Genomic DNA, 18,758 nt, shown 5'->3' with positions numbered 1-18,758 from the left:
TTTGCAATGATCCTGGCAGGTGGCTGTCGACGAAAGCTTGCGCGACTTGAAACGGATCAAGCATTGTTTCAGTACGCAACTGTTTCCGTGCCGGATAGTGCCGATGGAGTATTTGCCGGAAAGACGCCCGACAACGTCGTGCCCAATGGCGCGGACCTCGACACCGCCCGCGCAGGAGATGCATCGTGGCCGGGCACGGTTTATCTAGCTCCGGCGATACGATCACACGCCTTTCGCTCGATCGCATCGGCTGCTTCAGTGTCGGTCGAAGAGGTACGTGTCTTATCTTCGGTGAGCGGCATGACGATGCGACCGTCCTGACACTTCGAACTCAATCGACCAGCAATTGGCGTTGTGCTCAGTGATAGTTCCAGCAACCGTATAGCCGTCAACTTCTTCCCGGATGTGATGGTATTTCGCTGCCGTGCATATCTCCCGCGTCACTCTCGATGGATCGTAGCGTGACCGAACGCCTTATCCTTTTCAGCGGCCCGATGGTGCGCGCCCTCCTCGAAGGCGGCAAGACGCAGACGCGGTGCGAATTCAAGGTGCCGCCCAAAGCATCAATTGAATTGGTCTTGCAGCATCTCCAGCAAAATCACGATCACGAGCCAAATAAGCGGCCCAAATGCGATCAGCAGCGTCAATCCGAGTCGCTTGCGCATCCGATACTTCCGGAAGCACCAGAACATAAAGATGCTGAAGACAAGCCATATTGCGGCCAATCCAAGAAGCAGATAGATCGCCAAACCAGCCGCACAGCTACCGTCACCGCACGCGTATGCAATCCTCGGGATAATCAACGCGAGACCGGGCACGAAACACAAGAGCCGGGCTGCTTTAGCTGCGGCACCCATATCGAATTTGAATGCAATGGACATGACCCGCGAGGACATTCGATTCATGTTATTCGTAGCGGCAATCAAGGCTCGCCGGAAATCGGGCCACCTGAGGGTGAGGTTTCACGATCTCCGCCATAGCGCCGCCTCAGAAATGATCAATACCGGCATCGACCTCTATACGGTCTCTGAGGTACCGGGACACGAGACGACTACGTCGACCAAGCGATACGCTCACCTGGTGACCGACCGCCTCGCAGAAGCCGTCAAGAAGATCGGACGGTCGTGATCCAGCTGCACGAATCGGGCAGAAAAACCCACACCCTTAGCGTAAGGCCGCCCCGTTCGGAGCAGCCCAAATCGCCCGAAACCATTGTGGCGGAAGGCAGCAGGAGTCGAACCTACCCGGGAGTGTCTGACACCCCCAACTGGATTTGAAGTCCAGCCGTACCACCGGATACGAATGCCTTCCGTCGTGGGAAAAAACAAAGAACAACGAGCGCCTACGCCTGAATACCCGCCCAACCGCTGTCAGGCCGCAGGAAGTGGAGATCGCGGTGGAAGCGAGTATACCCAACCCGGTCGAAGAACTCGAGAATCTGGATCGCACGCTTGCGGCCCAGCCCCGTCGCGTCGCGGAACGTCGCGGCATCGAGCCCGCCGTCGCGCGACGGCGCGAGATGCGCAACCAGTTCCGCGAGTTCGCGCACGACGTCCGCGTGATAGAACAGGTCGCGCACGACCTGGTGCACGTCGCCGCGCCGTGCGAGCTTGCGCAGCAAGGTGCGCACCGCGTCCTCGGCCGCCCCCGTGTCGCGGGCCAGGTCGCGCACCCACGGCGGATCGAAGCGCCCCGCATGAATCAGCGGCAGCAGTTGCTGCGCCAGCGCTTCCTCGCGCGGCTCGAGGCTCACCGAATGCGACGGCAGGTGCAGCCACGGCCCGCTTCGGGCCACTTCGCCGCCGGTCACCAGCGCATCGACGAGCGCACGCCACAGCGCATCGCCGGCGAGCGGCGCCGCCATCCGACGCAGCCGCGCGGCGTCGAGCCCCTGCTCGTCAGGCATGCGCTCGTGATACGCGCGCAGCGTATCGATCGCCCGCGTCTGCAGCGCACGCCAGTGCGCATGGGCAATCACCGCGCCGTCATTCGACGCGGCATCGCGCTGCCCGATCGCCAGCGCGTCATCCGGCAAAACCAGCGCGTTCGGCGCAAAACCCGTCAGATGCGTGAGCATCGCGCGCGGGACGCCGAGCGGCGCCTGCGCGAGCAGCGCATCGAGACGTCCTGCGTCGAGCCATTCGGCCAGCGCGTCGAGCCACGCGCGGCGCTGGGGCGTACGACGCTTGCGCGCCGGCCCGAACGGGTCGAGCACGCGGCCGCCGCCGACCGTGCGCGTCGCCTGCGGATTGCGGACGATGAACCGGTCGCCCGGCAACGCAAACACCGGCTCGTCGAATACCAGTTGCACACGCATCCGCTGGCCGGCCGCAAGCGTATCGCCGTCGAGCAGCGCGACATGCGCGACGCGATGCAGCGTGCCGAGATGCACGTGCAGCGGTGCCCAGTGCGTGAGCGTCAGCCCCGCATCCGCGAGCAGCGTCAATTCGACGTCGAGACGCGGCGACGTCGCGACGAGACGCGCATCGGCCACGGTATCTCCGCGCTCGACATCGGCCTTGTCGACCCCGGCCAGGTTCAGTGCGCAACGCTCGCCCGCGCGGCCGGACTCGACCGGCCGGTTCTGCGCATGGATGCTGCGCACGCGCGCCGCGCCGCCCGTGCGCACGATCGCGAGCGTATCGCCGGTCGCGACGCGGCCCGCGAACGCGGTGCCCGTCACGACGGTGCCCTGCCCCGTGAGCGTAAACACACGATCGACCGCGAGCCGGAACAGCCCGTCGTCGCGGCGTGCGCGCCACGCGATCGCCGCGTCGGCCAGGTGACGCTTCAACGCGGCGACACCCGGATCGTCCACGGCCGTCGCCCGCGTTTCGAAGATCGGCACGCCGGCCAGCGTCGAATCGTTCAGCCATGCGGCGATCTCGTCGCGCACCTCGGCCACGCGCGCGGTGTCGACGCGATCGCACTTCGTCAGCGCGACGGCGCCATGCGTGACGCCGAGCAGTTGCAGGATCGCGAGATGCTCGCGCGTCTGCGGCATCACGCCGTCGTCGGCGGCAATCACGAGCAGCGCGAAGTCGATCCCGCACGCGCCGGCCGCCATCGTGTGAATCAGCTTCTCGTGGCCCGGCACGTCAATCAGGCCGAGCACGTCGCCGTTGTCGAGCGGCGTATACGCATAACCGAGTTCGATCGAGATGCCGCGCGCCTTCTCTTCCTTCAGGCGGTCGGTATCGACGCCCGTCAGCGCGCGCACCAGCGTCGTCTTGCCGTGGTCGATGTGTCCGGCGGTACCGACGATCATGCAGCGGGCCCCGCGAGCGGCACGCATTGCGCGACGAACGCCGCCTCGTCGGCCGCTTCGAGGCAGCGCAGGTCGAGCCGCAGCGCGTTGTCGGCCACGCGGCCGATCACCGGGCGCGGCCATTCGCGCAGCCGCTTCTCGAGCTGCGCGAGCGCGCGGCCGCCGCGCTTGCCGTCCGCCGTGCGCACGACGAGCCCGGCGCTCGGCAGCTGGTCGACCGGCAGCGCGCCGCTACCGATCTGGCTGAACATCGGCTCGACCGCTACGTCGAAACCGCCGCCGAGCGCGGCCTGCAGCGCCGGCCGCACGCGTTCGGCGGCCTCTGCGATCTCGCCGTGCGGGCGCGTCAGCAGGCGCAGTGTCGTGAGCCGGTCGCGCAGGAACTCGGGGGACTGATAGAGGCGCAGCACGGGTTCGAGCGCCGCGAGCGTCAGCTTGCCGACGCGCAGCGCGCGCTTGAGCGGATGTTTCTTGATCTTCGCGATCAGCGCACGATCGCCGACGATCAGGCCGGCCTGCGGCCCGCCAAGCAGCTTGTCGCCGCTGAACGTGACAACGTTTGCGCCGGCGGCCACGGTTTCCTGCACGGTCGTCTCGTGCGGCAGGCCCCATTGCGTCAGGTCGGCGAGCGTGCCGCTGCCGAGATCGACGGCGACCGGCAGCCCGTGCTCGCGCGCGAGCGGCGCGAGTTCGGCGAGCGACGTCTCCTTCGTGAAGCCGCTGATCGCGTAGTTGCTGCAGTGCACCTTCATCAGCAGCGCGGTGCGCGGGCCGATCGCCTCCGCGTAGTCGCGCAGATGGGTGCGGTTGGTCGTGCCGACTTCGCGCAGCCTGGCGCCCGCGCGGCTCATGATGTCGGGGATGCGGAATGCGCCGCCGATCTCGACCAGCTCGCCGCGCGACACGACGACTTCCCGCTTCGTCGCCAGCGCCGACAGCGCCAGCAGCACGGCCGCCGCGTTGTTGTTGACGACGGTCGCGGCTTCCGCGCCCGTCAGTTCGCACAGCAGATCGTCGATCAGGTCGTCGCGATCGCCGCGGCGGCCCGTGGCGAGGTCGAATTCGAGGTTGACGGGGTGCGTGAGCGCGTCGACCACCGCGCGCACCGCGTCGTCGGGCAACAGCGCGCGCCCGAGGTTCGTGTGCAGCACGGTGCCGGTCAGGTTGAACACGGTGCGCACCGCGCCCGCGCTCTGCGCGGCCAGCGCGCGCGCGACGGCCGCGGCGATGCGCGGTTCGTCGAGCGGTTCGGCCCCCGCCGGATCGTGCTGCGCGGCGGTACGCCAGCGTTCGAGCTCCGCGCGCACGGCGTTCAGCACGCGCGTGCGGCCGTAGTCGGCGAGCAGCGGTTGCAGCGGTGCCGACGACAGCACGCGCTCGACCGACGGCACACGCGCCAGCACGGCATTCAGTTCATTCAAACCGGGTTCGGTCACGTCGTGGTGGCTCCAGTCTCATGCTTCGCAGTCGGCCGGCGCCGGCGCTCGCGCGCCGCCCCGGCCGATGTCGTCAATCCGCTTCCTGCGCGACGTCCGGCCACAGCAGCGGGTTCGGCGAACTGCGCTGGTAACCGGCCTCGTTCATCAGCAGGTCGAGCGTAAGGCTCGCGAGATCGTCCGCCAGCGGCTCGAACTCGTAGTCCTTGTCCTGATAACCGATCTTGCGATAGGTCTTGCACTCGTCGCACGATTCGGCCTTGACGGCTTCGCTGCCGCCCTCGATCCCGTGATACGCGATGCCTTTCGTCGAATCGCAGTGCGAGCACTTCGTGCGCACCATGTGCCACTCGGTCGTGCACAGCCCGCACTGCAGGAAACGGTAGCCCTGGTATTGCCCGCCGACCCGCACGACGCTCGCGACCGGGTGCGTGCCGCACACGGGGCACAGCCCCGGCTGGTCGAGATACGGGACGTCGGCCGGCGCAACGCAGCTTGCGAGATCCGTCCAGACGACCTGCAGCGCGGCCATCAGGAACGGCGCGGTGGCCGGGTCGACTTCGGCGAAGCGCAGCGCGAGGATCGCGTCGGCCTGCGCGTCGAGTTCGGCGGGCGCCATCAGGCGCAGCCGGTCGAGCAGCTTCGCGAGCTGCGGGTTGACGAGCCCGGCGCCTTCGACGCGGTCGAGCAGTTCGTATAGCACGGCCCGCCATTGCGGGTTGCGCTCGCCGTCGAGCGCCGGTATGAGCGGCATCGAATGCTGCTGCGCGAGCGCGATCGCTTCCTTCGACGGCAGCGGCAGTTCCAGCGTCTGCAGCGTCGCGTGCTGCGCATCGGCGACGGTGGCCATCAGCCGCAGGTAGCCGCTGATCGGGTTCAGGTCGGCCAGCTTGCGCAGCCGCGCGGCGCGCGCCGAAAACGCGGTGGCGCGCTCCGGCAGGCGAAAGCGCGGGATGGCCGAATGATCGAGTGTCGAGATCTCGGTCGGTTCGAGGATGCGTTGTGTCACAAAAATGTCTTCCAAATAAACAAGCGCCGACGCATCGGCGCTTTCGGGCGGTTCCGGCGGTTGGCGGAACGGCCCGCCGCAACTGGCGAGCCGCCCCGCTCCGGTGCGTTATTTCACGCTTTCACGGAACCACTTCGGGTGATGCTTGCGAGCCCAGCCCAGCGTGACGGTGCCGCGCACCATCGCGCCGATCGAGCCCTTCACCCACAACGCCGCGTAAATGTGCACGATGATGCTCGCGATCAGCACGAAGGCCGCCACGGCATGCACGACAGCGGCCGCGCGGATCACCCCGATCGGGAAGTAGAACGAGAAGTAACGCCGCCAGATCACGACTCCCGACAGCAGGAGCAGCAACAGGCACGCCACCAGCGTGAAGAATAGCAGCTTCTGCCCGGCGTTATAGCGCCCGACGGGCGGCAGCTTGTCTTCCTGGTTGGTCAGCACGTCGCCGATCTGCTTCAGCCATTGGCGGTCGTCCGCATCGAGCGCGTTGTGGTGCCAGAAGCGCACGACCAGGATCGCGAACGACACGAACATCACGAGGCCGACGAACGGATGCAGGATCCGCGTCCACTGGCCGCCGCCGAACAGCGCGGTCAGCCAGAACATCGACGGATGAAACAGCGCGAGCCCGGACAGCGCGAGCAGCACGAACGTGATCGCGGTGATCCAGTGGTTCGTGCGCTCGTTCGGCGTGTAGCGGACGATCAGGTTGGGGTCGTCGTGGTTCATTTCGCGTCCTCCTTGATGCGTCGCGCCTCGTCGCGCGCGGCCGATTCTTCCTCTTCGCTCACCTCGTTCGGACCGACCCGGACGTAGTGGAAGAACCCGGCAAGCGCGGTCAGCGCGATGCCGGCCACCGCGAGCGGTTTCGCAATGCCCTTCCACAGCTTCACCATCGGGCTGATCGACGGGTTGTCGGGCAGCCCGTGGTACAGCGACGGTTTATCGGCATGGTGCAGCACGTACATCACGTGCGTGCCGCCGACGCCCTGCGGGTCGTACAGCCCCGCATGCTCGAAGCCGCGCTCCTTCAGGTCCTCGATCCGCTCGGCCGCGTGCTGCTTCATGTCCTCCTTGGTGCCGAACACGATCGCGCCCGTCGGGCAGGTCTTCACGCAGGCCGGTTCCTGGCCGACCGCGACGCGGTCGGAGCAGAGCGTGCACTTGTACGCGCGATGATCCTTCTTCGAGATCCGAGGAACGTTGAACGGGCAGCCGGTCACGCAATAGCCGCAACCGATGCAGTTCTCCTCGTGGAAATCGACGATCCCGTTGTTGTACTGCACGATCGCACCCGGCGACGGGCACGCCTTCAGGCAGCCCGGGTCCTCGCAGTGCATGCAGCCGTCCTTGCGGATCAGCCACTCGAGGTCGCCCGCCGGGTTCTCGTATTCGGCGAACCGCATCACCGTCCACGAGTGCTCGGAGAGATCGGCCGGGTTGTCGTACACGCCGACGTTGGTGCCGACTTCGTCGCGCAGGTCGTTCCACTCCATGCATGCCGTCTGGCATGCCTTGCAGCCGATGCACTTCGATACGTCGATCAGCTTCGCGACGCTCCCGGTCACCGGTTCGCGCACCGTGGGCGGTGGCGTCGTGGTGGCCGAGACGCGCTTGATATCTAGCGATTGCAATGCCATCTCTTTCCCCTTACGCCTTTTCGACCTTCACCAGGAACGACTTGAATTCCGGTGTATAGGAGTTGCCGTCACCCACGGACGGAGTCAGGGTATTCGCGAGATAGCCGGGCTTCGTCAGACCCTTGAAGCCCCAGTGCAACGGGACACCGACCGTCTGGACCTTCTTGCCGTCGACCATCAGCGGCTTGATCCGCTTCGTGACGAGGGCGACCGCGATGATGTAGCCGCGCTTGGACGACACCTTCACGCGTTCGCCATGCGCGACGCCGACTTCCTTCGCGAGGTCTTCGCCGATCTCGACGAATTGCTCGGGCTGGATGATCGCGTTCAGCCGCGCATGCTTGGTCCAGTAGTGGAAATGCTCGGTCAGCCGGTACGTGGTCGCCGCGTGCGGGAACTCCGGTGCCTGGCCGAACGACGCCCGATCGTCCGGGAACACGCGGGCGGCCGGGTTGTTCAGCGCCAGCGGGTTGTTCGGGTGCAGCGGGTTCGTGCCGATCGGCGTTTCGAACGGCTCGTAGTGCTCGGGGAACGGGCCTTCGTTCATCCCCGCACGCGCGAAGAAGCGCGCGACACCTTCCGGATTCATGATGAACGGCCCCATCCCGTTTTCGGGTGGTTCGTCCGCCTTGAAATCGGGGATGTCGGCGCCCTTCCACGCGCTGCCGTTCCAGCCGATCAGCTTGCGGGTCGGGTCGAACGGCTTGCCGCTCACGTCGCACGATGCGCGGTTGTACAGGATCCGCCGGTTCGCCGGCCAGGCCCACGCCCAGTTCAGCGTCTGGCCGATGCCGGTCGGATCGGAGTTGTCGCGCCGGCCCATCTGGTTGCCGGCCTGCGTCCAGGCTCCGCAGAAGATCCAGCAGCCGCTCGCGGTCGTCCCGTCGTCCTTCAGTTGCGCGAACGCGGCCAGCTGCTCGCCCTTCTTCACGAGCGTCTTGGCCGGATCCTTCGGATCGGGCAGATCGGCGAGCGCACGGCCGTTGAACTCCATCGCGAGCTCTTCGGGCGTCGGGCTTTCCGGGTTCGCGTACGGCCAGGTCAGGTTGACGATCGGGTCCGGATACTTGCCGCCGTCCGTCTGGTACATCTTGCGCATGCGCAGGAACAGCCCCGACATGATCTCGAGGTCGCTACGCGCTTCGCCCGGCGGCTCCGCGCCCTTCCAGTGCCATTGCAGCACGCGGCTCGAACTCACGAGCGAACCGTTTTCCTCCGCAAAACACGTGGTGGGCAGGCGGAACACCTCGGTCTGGATCTTCGACGCGTCGACATCGTTGTAGTCGCCGTGATGCTTCCAGAACTCGGACGTCTCGGTCGCGAGCGGATCCATGATCACGAGCCACTTCAGCTTCGCGAGCCCTGCCGCCGTCTTCACCTTCGACGGCGCCGCCGCGAGCGGGTTGAAGCCCTGGCAGATGTAGCCGTTCATCTTGCCGGCATTCATCAGCTCGATCGCCTGCAGCAGGTCGTACTGCTTGTCCAGCTTCGGCAGGTAGTCGTAGGCCCAGTTGTTCTCGGCGGTCGCCGCGTCGCCCCACCAGGACTTCATGAAGCTGACGTGGAAGGCCTTGTAGTTCTTCCAGTAGCTCAGCTGGTTCGGCCGCAGCGGCTGCTGCACGCGCTTCTTGATGTAGCCGTCGAAATCCTGCTCGGCCTGCATCGGCAGCGTCATGTAGCCCGGCAGCAGGTTCGACATCAGCCCGAGGTCGGTCAACCCCTGGATGTTCGAGTGGCCGCGCAGCGCGTTCATCCCGCCGCCGGCGATGCCGATGTTGCCGAGCAGCAGCTGCACCATCGCGCCGGTGCGGATGATCTGCGCGCCGATCGAGTGGTGCGTCCAGCCGAGCGCGTACAGCACCGTGCCGGCGCGGCCGGGAACGGCGGTGGTCGCGAGCATCTCGCACACCTTCAGGAACTTCTCCTTCGGCGTGCCGCAGACCTGCTGGACCATGTCCTGCGTATAGCGCGCGTAATGCTGCTTCAGCAGGTTGTACACGCAACGCGGGTGCTGCAGCGTTGGGTCGACCTTCACGAAGCCGTCGTCGCCGCGCTCGTAGTCCCAGCTCGATTTGTCCGGGTATGCGTGTTTCTCGGCGTCGTAGCCGGAATAGATGCCGTCGTTGAACGCGAAATCCTCGCGCACGATGAACGAGAAGTCCGTGTAGTTCTTCACGTACTCATGCTGGATCTTGTCGTTCGTCAGCAGATAGTTGATCACACCGCCCAGGAAGACGATGTCGGTGCCGGTGCGGATCGGCGCGTAGTAGTCGGCCACCGAGGCCGTACGCGTGAAGCGCGGGTCGACGACGATCAGCCGCGCCTTGCGGTGCGCCTTCGCCTCCGTTACCCACTTGAAACCGCACGGATGGGCCTCGGCTGCATTGCCGCCCATCACGAGAATCACGTCCGCGTTCTTGATGTCGACCCAATGGTTCGTCATCGCTCCACGGCCAAACGTCGGGGCAAGACCTGCCACCGTCGGGCCATGTCAGACACGCGCCTGATTGTCGAATGCGAGCATCCCGAGACTGCGGACCGTCTTGTGCGTCAGGTAGCCGACCTCGTTGCTGCCCGCCGACGCGGCCAGCATGCCGGTCGTCAGCCAGCGGTTGACCTTCGCACCGTCCTCCGCCGTCTCGACGAAGTTCGCGTCGCGGTCGGCCTTCATCAGCTTCGCGATCCGGTCGAGCGCGTCGTTCCACGAGATCGGTTCCCACTTGTCCGAGCCGGGCGCGCGATACTCGGGGTGCGTCAGGCGGTTCGGGCTGTGGATGAAGTCGATCAGGCTCGCGCCCTTCGGGCACAGCGTGCCGCGATTGACGGGATGGTCGGGATCGCCTTCGATGTGGATGATGCTCGGCTGCGCGTTCTTCGCGCCGTCTCCGAGGCTGTACATCAGGATGCCGCAACCCACTGAACAGTATGGACAGGTGTTGCGCGTTTCGACGGTGCGCGCCAGCTTGTACTGTCGGACTTCGGCGAGCGCTTCGGACGGAGAGAAGCCCATCAGGGCTAGACTCGATCCGGCAAGCGACGTAGCCGTCACCTTCAGGAACTGGCGCCGGGACATTTGGAGCATGGCTGGTCTCGGCGTTATTGTGGGGGTGAGGAAACTGAAAGGAATTATAGACAGTTCGCGCAACTATGTTCGAATCTTCGGATCAATACTGAATTGTCTGATTACCAACGATGACCCGCGTTCCGCGCGCCACCGAACCGTCATGAAACGACAGATCACCTCCGAAGCCACCCGTCTCGCGCAACAACAGGCCAACTGGGCCCTCACGGCGTTCAAGCGCTTCTCGGCCGACCGTTGCTCCGCGATGGCCGCGGGCATTGCATTCTTCTCCGCGTTCTCGCTCGCGCCGATGCTCGTGATGGTGATTGCCGTGGCCGGCTGGTTCTACGGCGACGACGCCGCCCGCGGCCAGGTCTTCGAACAGGCGCACCAGCTGATCGGCGACGACGCGGCGGCCAGCATCCAGACGATCGTGCAGAACGCGCACCGCGCGGGCGAGCGCGGCGGCCTCGCAACCCTGATCTCGTTCGCCGCGCTGGCCATCGGCGCGTCGGCCACCTTCGCGTCGCTCAGCGCCGCGCTCAGCGTGATCTGGCCGGCCACCGAGAACCGCTGGTCGAGCATGCTCGGGCTCGTGCGCGTGCGGCTGATCTCGTTCGGGCTCGTGCTCGGCGTCGCGTTCCTGCTGATCGTGTCGCTCGTGCTCGACACCGCGATCACGTTCGTCGGCACCTGGCTGCTGGGCAATTCGCCGTACGTGGTCGTCACGAACCTCGTGCAGTTCTTCGTCGGCATCGCCGTGCTCGCGGCCGCGTTCGCATCGCTGATGAAGTTCCTGCCCGATGCGCGCGTCGCGTGGCGCGACGCCGCGATCGGCGGCATCGTGTCCGCGATCCTGTTCTCGGGCGGCAAGAAACTGTTCGCGCTGTACCTCGCACACGCGGGCACCGCCAGTGCATTCGGCGCGGCCGGATCGTTCGCGGTCCTGCTGATGTGGCTGTACTTCTCCGCGATCGTGCTGCTGCTCGGCGCGGAATTCGCGGCGGCCCGCGGCAACGCGCATCGTCTCGCCGGTACCGCACCGGCCGCGTCCGCTCAAGCCGACCGGCCCGTCGATCGCATGCGCGACGACTGATTCACGCTGTTCGCAACGTCGCGGCGCGCCCCAGCACACCCGTCTGCCTTCCTGCAACCACCCCAGTCCGCCGCGCATTCGCGCGACGTTGATAAGTCCTTTGCATGCCCCGGCTTCGTTGCCGCAACCGCAAACGTTTGCAAGCATCCATTTCTGCCCGCCAACAGGCCAAAACAGGCTGCCTGCCGCAATGCGCGTCAACTTTTGAAACAATCGCGCCGCAGCAAATGTCAACTATTTCAAAAATGGGAACAGTCGTTGATGTGCTTGATATATATGGACTTTTTCGCGCTGTTACCTTTTCGAGACACTTTATTTTTTAGGCTTTCTTGCGTCTATGGCACTGAGCTATTCTCCAATCCGCAACAAATAACGATGAATCACTTGCGTGGAGAAACTCAACGATGAAGAAACTTGCTCTCTCGACCCTCTCGCTCGCGCTGCTGGGCGCCGCCGGCGCTGCTCAGGCACAGTCGAGCGTGACGCTGTACGGCGTGATCGACACGTCGATCACCTATGTTCACGGTAACGCAGGTCAAGGCAACAATTCGTGGTCGATGGGTAGCGGCAACCTGCAAGGCAGCCGTTTCGGCCTGAAGGGTTCCGAAGACCTCGGTGGCGGCCTGAAGGCGATCTTCCAGTTGGAAAACGGCTTCAACTCGGCATCGGGTGCACTGGGCCAGGGTGGCCGCATGTTCGGCCGCCAGGCATTCGTCGGCCTGCAGAGCGACCAGTACGGTACCGTCACGCTCGGCCGCCAGTATGACCCGCTCGTCGACCTGGTCCAGGCAGTCACGGCAGACAACTACTTCGGCAGCGTGTTCGCCACGCCGGGCGACGTCGACAACAACGACAACAGCCTGCGCGTCAGCAACGCAGTGAAGTACACGTCGCCGGTCTGGGCAGGCCTGCAAGTCGAAGCGATGTACGCATTCGGCGGTGTTGCAGGTTCGACCGGCAAGGGTCAGACGTGGGCAGCAGCAGCCGCGTACAACAACGGCCCGCTCGGCCTGGCTGCCGGCTACTTCCACGCAAACAACGCATCGGCACTCAGCGCCAGCGGCACGCGTAGCGGCTGGGCCGGCTCGTCGGACGCGATCTTCGACGGCGATTCGGGCACGACCTTCATCAACAACGCGTTCACGTCGTCGACGTCGATCGGCATCGCGCAAGTGGCTGGCCAGTACGCATTCGGCCCGGTGACGGTCGGCGCCGGTTACAGCAACGCGCAATACAAGGCGGACGGCAACTCGGCGTTCGGCACGAACCAGAAGTACAACACGGGTCGCGCGTTCGTCACGTATCAGGCATCGGCACCGCTGCTGCTCGGCCTCGGCTACATCTACACGAAGGGCAACGGCGACAACAACGGCAAGTACCATCAGGTTTCGCTGGGCGCCGATTACTCGCTGTCGAAGCGCACGGACATCTACCTGGTTGGTGCGTATCAACACGCAAGCGGCAAGAACGCGGACGGCACCGATGCGCAAGCGTCGATCGGCTCGTACGGTATCGCCGGCAAGAGCTCGCAAGAGCTGGTCGCACTCGGCCTGCGCCACAAGTTCTAAAAACGACGTACCCGGCGTGCACGGCGTCTCCGACGCCCTGCCGCCGACCTGGAAAGCCAGCCCCGGTTTCGGCCGCGGCTGGCTTTTTTTTCGTCCGTCGCCGGCTGGCCCGCACGGCCTGCACGGGCCGATGGCCGATGTCCGGGTACCCGACACTCGTCACCCGGCCGGCAGCGGCGCCTGACGGCCGCAATGCGCCGGAAACGCGGTTTCCTGATGCCAGGCTCGCTCGCCACGGGTGCGCCGGGACTACCATCCGCACTGTCGGTGCCACGTCCCCGGAGCGACGGCCGTTCGCCCCGGCGTGTCGATTTCGACGGCCTTCATCCGTCGTACAGAGGCCGGCACGCGATTTGCGCCCCGGCCAATCCATACAGACAGGAGATTCGTCATGACGATTCAGAAGATCACGCCGTTCCTCTGGTACTCGACGGAAGCCGAAGAAGCAGCGGCCTTCTACGCAGGCATCTTTCCGGATTCGCGCATCGTGCGCGTCACGGCGGTGCCCGGCACCGACGGCACGCGAATGGTCGAGTTCGAACTGTTCGGGCAGCCGTTCTTCGCGATGAGCCACCCGCGCACCGACACGTTCAACCACGCGATCTCGCTGCTGGTAAGCTGCGCCGACCAGGCGGAACTCGACCGCTACTGGAACGCCCTGCTCGACAACGGCGGCACGGCCGACGCCTGCGGCTGGCTGCGAGACCGCTACGGCGTCTCGTGGCAGATCGTTCCGGAAGCGCTGATCCCGATGATGTCCGACCGCGACACCGTCAAGGCCACGCGCGTGGCCGCCGCGATGATGCAGATGGTCAAACTCGACGACGCCGCGCTGAAGGCCGCCTTTGCCGGTACGGCCGGCTGACGATGCACATCGCATAAGCGCGTGCGAATGATGCGCCGGGTCGCCGGGCAGGCGTCCGGCTCGACGGCAAACGCGTGCGACAGCGTCGCAAACGCCCGTGATCCTCGTCGGTCCCGCCCGCAAGCCGGCTACGTTCGCGGCATCGGCTGCGACGTCGACAGCATCGATTCGACCGTTCGCCGCGCGTAGCCGATGAATGCGGCGAGGGGTTCGCCCGACAGGATCGCCGTGGCTTCCTCGCCGCCGAGATAGGCGGCGCGCGCCGCCGCTACAACCGGACGGTACGTTTCCGGCAGACGCTCCAGCGCCCATGTCGCGGCGACGTCCTTGGGCGCGATCCTGCCGGTCGCGGCGCTGTACCAGATGCGCGCGAGCGCGAGCACCACGTTGCACTCATCACCGCGCCAACTCGGTTCGGCATGCCACTGCGCGACGGTCGCCAGCAACGCGGCCACAAAATCCCCCTCAGGCACCGGCTCGAGCAACGCAGCAGCCGGCGGGCCGGCCAGCGCGACACTGTGCTGCCGCACCTTCGTCAACAGGATCGCCAGATCGTGATCGACGAGCGCCGGCTCGACGATGCCGGCTTCGAGATCGTGACGCAGCCACTCGCCGAACTGCAGTTCGCGCCGCGCCGGATGACGCCACGGCACGATTTCGTCGTGCGCGACGACGGTCACTTCCAGTGCGCGCATGCCGCCTGCGCGGCCGGGCGGCGCCGACACGGCGAGCAGGCCAAGCATCAGCGCACGCCGCGTCGACTCGTCGGGCCGGGCCGACATCGTCGCCAGCAGGTCGATGTCGCTGCGCGGTTTCAGTCCGCCGTCGAGCGCCGAGCCGAACAGGTGGATCGCGTTCAGCGTCGCGCCGAGATGCCGCTCGATCGTGTCGCATGCGGCGGCGACCTGCGCCGCGATTTCGTCGGGAATGATTTCAGTCACGATGCGCGTATCTCGCGATGCGTGCGCAACAGGCGCAACCGGCGCGGCGAGCGCGAGCCCCTGTGAGTGGATTGCCGTTCGTCATGGCGCATGCACGACTCGTCGTCCGGCGTGCATCACACGTCGAACCGGCCTTTCCGCCATTTCGCTTCTGCACTTCTGCACTTCTTCGCCGCCGCGCGCTTTGCGCAGCGCAATAAAAATCCCCGCACGCTTTCGCGTACGGGGATCGTCGGACTTCGCAGCCGCTGCCGAATGCATTCGGCAGCCGCCGCGCGGCATTACGCTGCCGCGTCCTTCAGCTTCTTCAGCGCACGTGCCTTCACGCGCACGCTGGCCGGCTTCGCCGGGAACCAACGCTCTTCGCCCGTGAACGGATCCTTGCCGAAGCGCTTCTTCTTCGCCGGCACGACTTGTGCCGTGATCTTCAGCAGACCCGGCAGCGTGAACTCGCCCGCGCCCTTCTTGTGGACCGAGCCGAGCACGACGTTCTCGAGTGCGACGAGCACTGCCTTGACCGCCTTCACTTCGACAGCTGCGCGCTCAGCGATGTGCGTTGCGAGCGATGCCTTCGTGAACTTGTCCTTCAGCGGCGTCGGAGCGGCCGGTGCCGCCTTCGCGACAACCTTCTTTGCCACTACTTTCTTCGCGGGCGCAGCCTTTTTGGCAGCCACTTTCTTGGTGGCGGGTGCGGCAGCCTTCTTGGCCACCTTTTTTGCGGAAGTCGCCATGTTTCTCCTACCAGGTGTGGTCGTTGGATACACGAAGCGTGCAACGCGCGCGCTTCAACGCCGGATTCTACAAGCGCCGTGACGCTTCGTGGAGTACTTTTGTGCGTTTTCGCGGGGTTTCCCGCAGGTTTTTTTGCATGCGGGCGATTTCGTCGACGCTCCAGCATCAGAAAACGCCTTCACGTATGCATCCGAACGCGAATTACGTTCGATATTTGCGCACCTATACTGGGCGCGCTCAATGCCCGGATGCCTCCATGCGCGAAGCCCGATACGTCAAAGGACTCGACGGCCTGCGAGCCCTCGCCGTCATCCTCGTTTTCCTGTCCCACAAAGGCCACGTCCTTGCCGTCGACGTCGGCAAGCTTGGCGTGTGGACGTTTTTCCTCATCAGCGGATTCCTGATCGTCGGCGAGCTGCATCGCAATCGCCAGGCGGTCGAATGCGGCACCATGACGCGCCGCCATGCGCTCGCGCTGTTCCTCGCGAAGCGCGCGCTGCGGATCTTTCCCGTCTATTACCTGCTGCTCGCCGCGCTCGCGATCGCGCACGCGCTGTTCTACCAGCGCGGCGTCAATCTCGGGCTCGCGTGGCACGCGGTGTTCCTGTCGAATTACTGGATCGGCGTCGTGAAGGACGGCTGGCCGGGCTCCACGTCGCACTTCTGGAGCCTCGCGGTTGAACAGCAGTTCTATCTGATCGCGCCGCTCGCGCTGCTCGCGGTGCCGGCCGCGCGACACGTCGCGCTCGGCATCGCGGCCGTCGTGCTGTGCGCGCTCGCGCATCTCGCGCTCTACCTGTGCGACGCGTCGCCGGTGCTGATCTACGCATTTTCCCCGTGGAATTTCGCGCTGATCGCACTCGGCGGCGTCGGCGCGATGGCGCTTGCCGGACGCGGCGCGGCCGCCGTGCGCCGCGTGCCGCCCGGCTGGCTCGGCGCGGCAGGCGTCGTGTTCTTCCTCGTGCTGCCCGCATGCACGGCACTCCCCGACGCGATCGCGGGCCTCGCGGATCTCGGCCTGTCCGCGTCGCTCGGCGCCCTGCTGCTGTGGATCGTCAGCGAACCCGAGCATCCGGTCGTGGCGCTGCTCGACTGGGCGCCGCTCGTCTATCTCGGCACGATCAGCTACGGCTTCTACCTGTTCCACAACCTGATTCCGACACGCTTCGGCGTGCTGCCCGCGCACTTCGCGCACGGGGCAATACCGGAAATCGTCCGCGAAACGCTGCCCGAGATGCTGCAGTTCGCGCTCGCCGTGCTGCTCGCGCACCTGTCCTGGCGCTACCTCGAAAAGCGGCTGCTCGACTTCAAGAAGCCGGTCGCCGCGATGCTGGCCCGGCGGTTCGTCGCACAGCCGGGCACGTCGGCACGTTAAACACTGCGCGGATGCGGATACGATCGAACGGGAAAACCGCGATTCGGGCCACACCCGGAAGCTGACACCCGGCCAGCGTGGCGTGGTGCCCCGTCATCGACCGGCGCCGGCAGCACCGCTGTGGCACCGAACATCGACGTGCAGCGCGCAATCGAATCGCGCCAGAGGCCGCCCGGTCACCCGTCGCGGCACCGGTTTCAGGCGTGACGCCCATGCTTGCCGGGGCGCCCGGCTCCGCACACGGCAACGCTCGCGCGGCAAACCCGCCACCGCACTCACCTCGACGGTGCGCACCAGAATCACGCATCCGCTCGCCCGTATACGCAAAAAAGCCCCGGCGCGCGAGCGGCCGGGGCCAACGGAACAACCACCACCTGAAACAACGGAGCGCGAGGCTGCTTAGGCGACAGCAGCCAGCGCGGGCAAGCAGGTACGCAGGTAGGCCTCGAATTCGCGGCTCACTTCCGGATGCTGGAGCGCGAGTTCGACGGTGGCCTTGAGATAGCCGATCTTGCTGCCGCAGTCGAAGCGCGTGCCGTAGTAGCGATACGCGAGCACCTGCTCGTTCGCGAGCAGCGACTGGACCGCGTCGGTCAGCTGCAGCTCGCCGCCGGCGCCCGGCTTGAGCTTGCGCAGGTGATCGAAAATCGTCGGCATGAACACGTAGCGGCCGACCACGCCGAGATTCGACGGCGCATCCTCGGGCGCGGGCTTCTCGATGATGCCCGACAGCTTGATGATGTCCTCTTCCCATTCGCGGCCTTCGACGACGCCGTACGAACGGCTGTCGTCGCGCGCGATCGTCTCGACCCCGATCACCGAGCTGTGATAGTGGTCGAACACGTCGACGAGCTGCTTCAGCACCGGCTGTTCGCCGTGCAGCAGGTCGTCTGCGAGAATCACCGCGAACGGCTCGCCGTGCACCAGCTTCTCCGCGCACAGCACCGCGTGGCCGAGGCCGAGCGCTTCCGGCTGGCGCACGTAGAAGCAGTTGACGTGGCTCGGCTTGATGCCGCGCACGAGTTCGAGCAGCTTTTCCTTGCCGCGCGCCTCGAGCTCGGCCTCGATCTCGTACGACTTGTCGAAGTGATCCTCGATCGCGCGCTTGCTGCGCCCGGTGACGAAGATCATCTCGGTGATACCGGCGTTGATCGCTTCCTCGACCGCGTACTGGATCAGCGGCTTGTCGACGACGGGCAGCATTTCCTTCGGGCTCGCCTTCGTTGCCGGGAGGAACCGCGTGCCGAGACCGGCAACGGGGAACACGGCCTTGGTGACTTTCAACATGTTCGCATCCTGATTGCGTTGACTGCGCCGCGTCGACCAGCGACCCGGCGCGATTGTGTTCCGAACGGCATATCGAGAATCGACGGTACTGCCAATTCGACTCCGCTCATTATCGATATGGACTGATTGCCCAATGATTCCGGAAAAAATATAATCCTTTCAACCCGGTCGATATTGCCGAACCGAGTGCCGAGGCAGAAACAAATTACCGATTTTCCAGATACAAATTCTTACGATTCGAATTCCTCGATATAGGGCACGCCGCCCCGTTCGAGCCCCGGGCGAATCGGTTCGTTCTTCAGCGCCTCGCGGTACGCCGACAGCACGGCCATGACCAGCAGTACTGCAGCGCTCGCGATCCAATGCATGTCCATCTTGCCGCTCCTTGCATCAATCAACTGGAGCTTCAAACTATCAGAAAAAAATCGGTAAATAATTGACCTGCCTCGCGGAACCGCTTTCCGAACGCGATAA

Annotated in this window: 17 protein-coding genes and 1 tRNA gene; 7 read left to right on the top strand and 11 right to left on the bottom strand. The window is 65.4% G+C overall.

Annotation, left to right across the window (positions count from 1 at the left end; genetic code table 11):
- Window positions 1–6: 6 nt before the first annotated feature.
- The 3 genes from ABY44_RS16755 (at window position 7) to ABY44_RS16745 (ending at window position 1,128) form a co-directional block, all read left to right on the top strand.
- Window positions 7–321 (top strand): hypothetical protein, encoded by a 315-nt coding sequence (locus ABY44_RS16755; protein WP_155637938.1) that lies wholly within the window; start codon window positions 7–9, stop codon window positions 319–321.
- Between the two features lie 140 nt (window positions 322–461).
- Window positions 462–980 (top strand): hypothetical protein, encoded by a 519-nt coding sequence (locus ABY44_RS16750; protein WP_155637937.1) that lies wholly within the window; start codon window positions 462–464, stop codon window positions 978–980.
- Window positions 874–1,128: a tyrosine-type recombinase/integrase gene (locus ABY44_RS16745; protein ID WP_060173174.1), complete on the top strand. Its 255-nt coding sequence runs from the start codon at window positions 874–876 to the stop codon at window positions 1,126–1,128. Before ABY44_RS16750 ends, ABY44_RS16745 begins: the two co-directional genes overlap by 107 nt.
- A gap of 87 nt (window positions 1,129–1,215) precedes the next feature.
- Here ABY44_RS16745 and ABY44_RS16740 read toward each other — a convergent pair.
- The 7 genes from ABY44_RS16740 to fdnG all read right to left on the bottom strand — a co-directional run bounded on the left by ABY44_RS16740 (window position 1,216) and on the right by fdnG (window position 10,441).
- Window positions 1,216–1,311 (bottom strand) — tRNA-Sec (locus tag ABY44_RS16740).
- Window positions 1,312–1,342: 31 nt separating this feature from the next.
- Entirely contained in the window at window positions 1,343–3,268 is a 1,926-nt protein-coding gene (gene selB / locus ABY44_RS16735; protein WP_027791169.1) for a selenocysteine-specific translation elongation factor, read from the bottom strand.
- A complete protein-coding gene (gene selA / locus ABY44_RS16730; protein ID WP_060173173.1) occupies window positions 3,265–4,704 on the bottom strand; it encodes an L-seryl-tRNA(Sec) selenium transferase in 1,440 nt (479 codons plus the stop codon). Before selA ends, selB begins: the two co-directional genes overlap by 4 nt.
- A 73-nt stretch (window positions 4,705–4,777) precedes the next feature.
- Entirely contained in the window at window positions 4,778–5,713 is a 936-nt protein-coding gene (gene fdhE / locus ABY44_RS16725; protein ID WP_174413210.1) for a formate dehydrogenase accessory protein FdhE, read from the bottom strand.
- Window positions 5,714–5,821: 108 nt separating this feature from the next.
- On the bottom strand, window positions 5,822–6,448 hold the full coding sequence (locus tag ABY44_RS16720) for a formate dehydrogenase subunit gamma (RefSeq protein WP_021162866.1): 627 nt from the start codon (window positions 6,446–6,448) through the stop codon (window positions 5,822–5,824).
- Window positions 6,445–7,359 carry a formate dehydrogenase subunit beta gene (gene fdxH, locus ABY44_RS16715; protein WP_027791166.1) on the bottom strand — a complete coding sequence of 305 codons (915 nt, stop codon included), beginning with the start codon at window positions 7,357–7,359 and terminating at the stop codon, window positions 6,445–6,447. The genes ABY44_RS16720 and fdxH overlap by 4 nt, the downstream gene beginning before the upstream one ends.
- Before the next feature lie 10 nt (window positions 7,360–7,369).
- Window positions 7,370–10,441, bottom strand: a complete 3,072-nt coding sequence (gene fdnG, locus ABY44_RS16710) for a formate dehydrogenase-N subunit alpha (RefSeq protein ID WP_081078936.1) — start codon at window positions 10,439–10,441, stop codon at window positions 7,370–7,372.
- Between the two features lie 142 nt (window positions 10,442–10,583).
- Here fdnG and ABY44_RS16705 point away from each other — a divergent pair, with 142 nt between their 5' ends.
- The 3 genes from ABY44_RS16705 to ABY44_RS16695 all read left to right on the top strand — a co-directional run bounded on the left by ABY44_RS16705 (window position 10,584) and on the right by ABY44_RS16695 (window position 13,949).
- Window positions 10,584–11,516, top strand: coding sequence for a YihY/virulence factor BrkB family protein (locus ABY44_RS16705; protein ID WP_027791163.1), 933 nt, complete (start codon window positions 10,584–10,586; stop codon window positions 11,514–11,516).
- A gap of 404 nt (window positions 11,517–11,920) precedes the next feature.
- On the top strand, window positions 11,921–13,084 hold the full coding sequence (locus ABY44_RS16700; protein ID WP_027791162.1) for a porin: 1,164 nt from the start codon (window positions 11,921–11,923) through the stop codon (window positions 13,082–13,084).
- A 391-nt stretch (window positions 13,085–13,475) separates the two neighbouring features.
- Complete coding sequence (locus tag ABY44_RS16695) at window positions 13,476–13,949, top strand: VOC family protein (protein WP_042977429.1); 474 nt, start codon at window positions 13,476–13,478, stop codon at window positions 13,947–13,949.
- 128 nt (window positions 13,950–14,077) lie between these two features.
- Here ABY44_RS16695 and ABY44_RS16690 read toward each other — a convergent pair whose 3' ends face one another.
- A complete protein-coding gene (locus ABY44_RS16690) occupies window positions 14,078–14,890 on the bottom strand; it encodes an AadA family aminoglycoside 3''-O-nucleotidyltransferase (RefSeq protein ID WP_060173172.1) in 813 nt (270 codons plus the stop codon).
- A gap of 281 nt (window positions 14,891–15,171) precedes the next feature.
- Window positions 15,172–15,621: an HU family DNA-binding protein gene (locus tag ABY44_RS16685; RefSeq protein ID WP_011355701.1), complete on the bottom strand. Its 450-nt coding sequence runs from the start codon at window positions 15,619–15,621 to the stop codon at window positions 15,172–15,174.
- A gap of 257 nt (window positions 15,622–15,878) precedes the next feature.
- Between ABY44_RS16685 and ABY44_RS16680 the strand changes: the two genes are divergently transcribed.
- Window positions 15,879–16,997 carry an acyltransferase family protein gene (locus tag ABY44_RS16680; RefSeq protein ID WP_059484268.1) on the top strand — a complete coding sequence of 373 codons (1,119 nt, stop codon included), beginning with the start codon at window positions 15,879–15,881 and terminating at the stop codon, window positions 16,995–16,997.
- A gap of 399 nt (window positions 16,998–17,396) precedes the next feature.
- Here ABY44_RS16680 and galU read toward each other — a convergent pair whose 3' ends face one another.
- Together galU and ABY44_RS16670 are read right to left on the bottom strand one after the other, a co-directional pair.
- On the bottom strand, window positions 17,397–18,284 hold the full coding sequence (galU, locus tag ABY44_RS16675) for a UTP--glucose-1-phosphate uridylyltransferase GalU (protein ID WP_021162860.1): 888 nt from the start codon (window positions 18,282–18,284) through the stop codon (window positions 17,397–17,399).
- Window positions 18,285–18,514: 230 nt separating this feature from the next.
- Complete coding sequence (locus tag ABY44_RS16670) at window positions 18,515–18,658, bottom strand: hypothetical protein (protein WP_006479318.1); 144 nt, start codon at window positions 18,656–18,658, stop codon at window positions 18,515–18,517.
- Window positions 18,659–18,758: the final 100 nt, after the last annotated feature.

Source organism: Burkholderia sp. ZZQ-2, from assembly GCF_050768715.1.
In the GTDB taxonomy this organism is placed as follows: domain Bacteria; phylum Pseudomonadota; class Gammaproteobacteria; order Burkholderiales; family Burkholderiaceae; genus Burkholderia; species Burkholderia cepacia.
The sequence above is the reverse complement of the archived record's forward strand: the minus strand, read 5'-3'. Positions and strand labels throughout refer to the sequence as shown.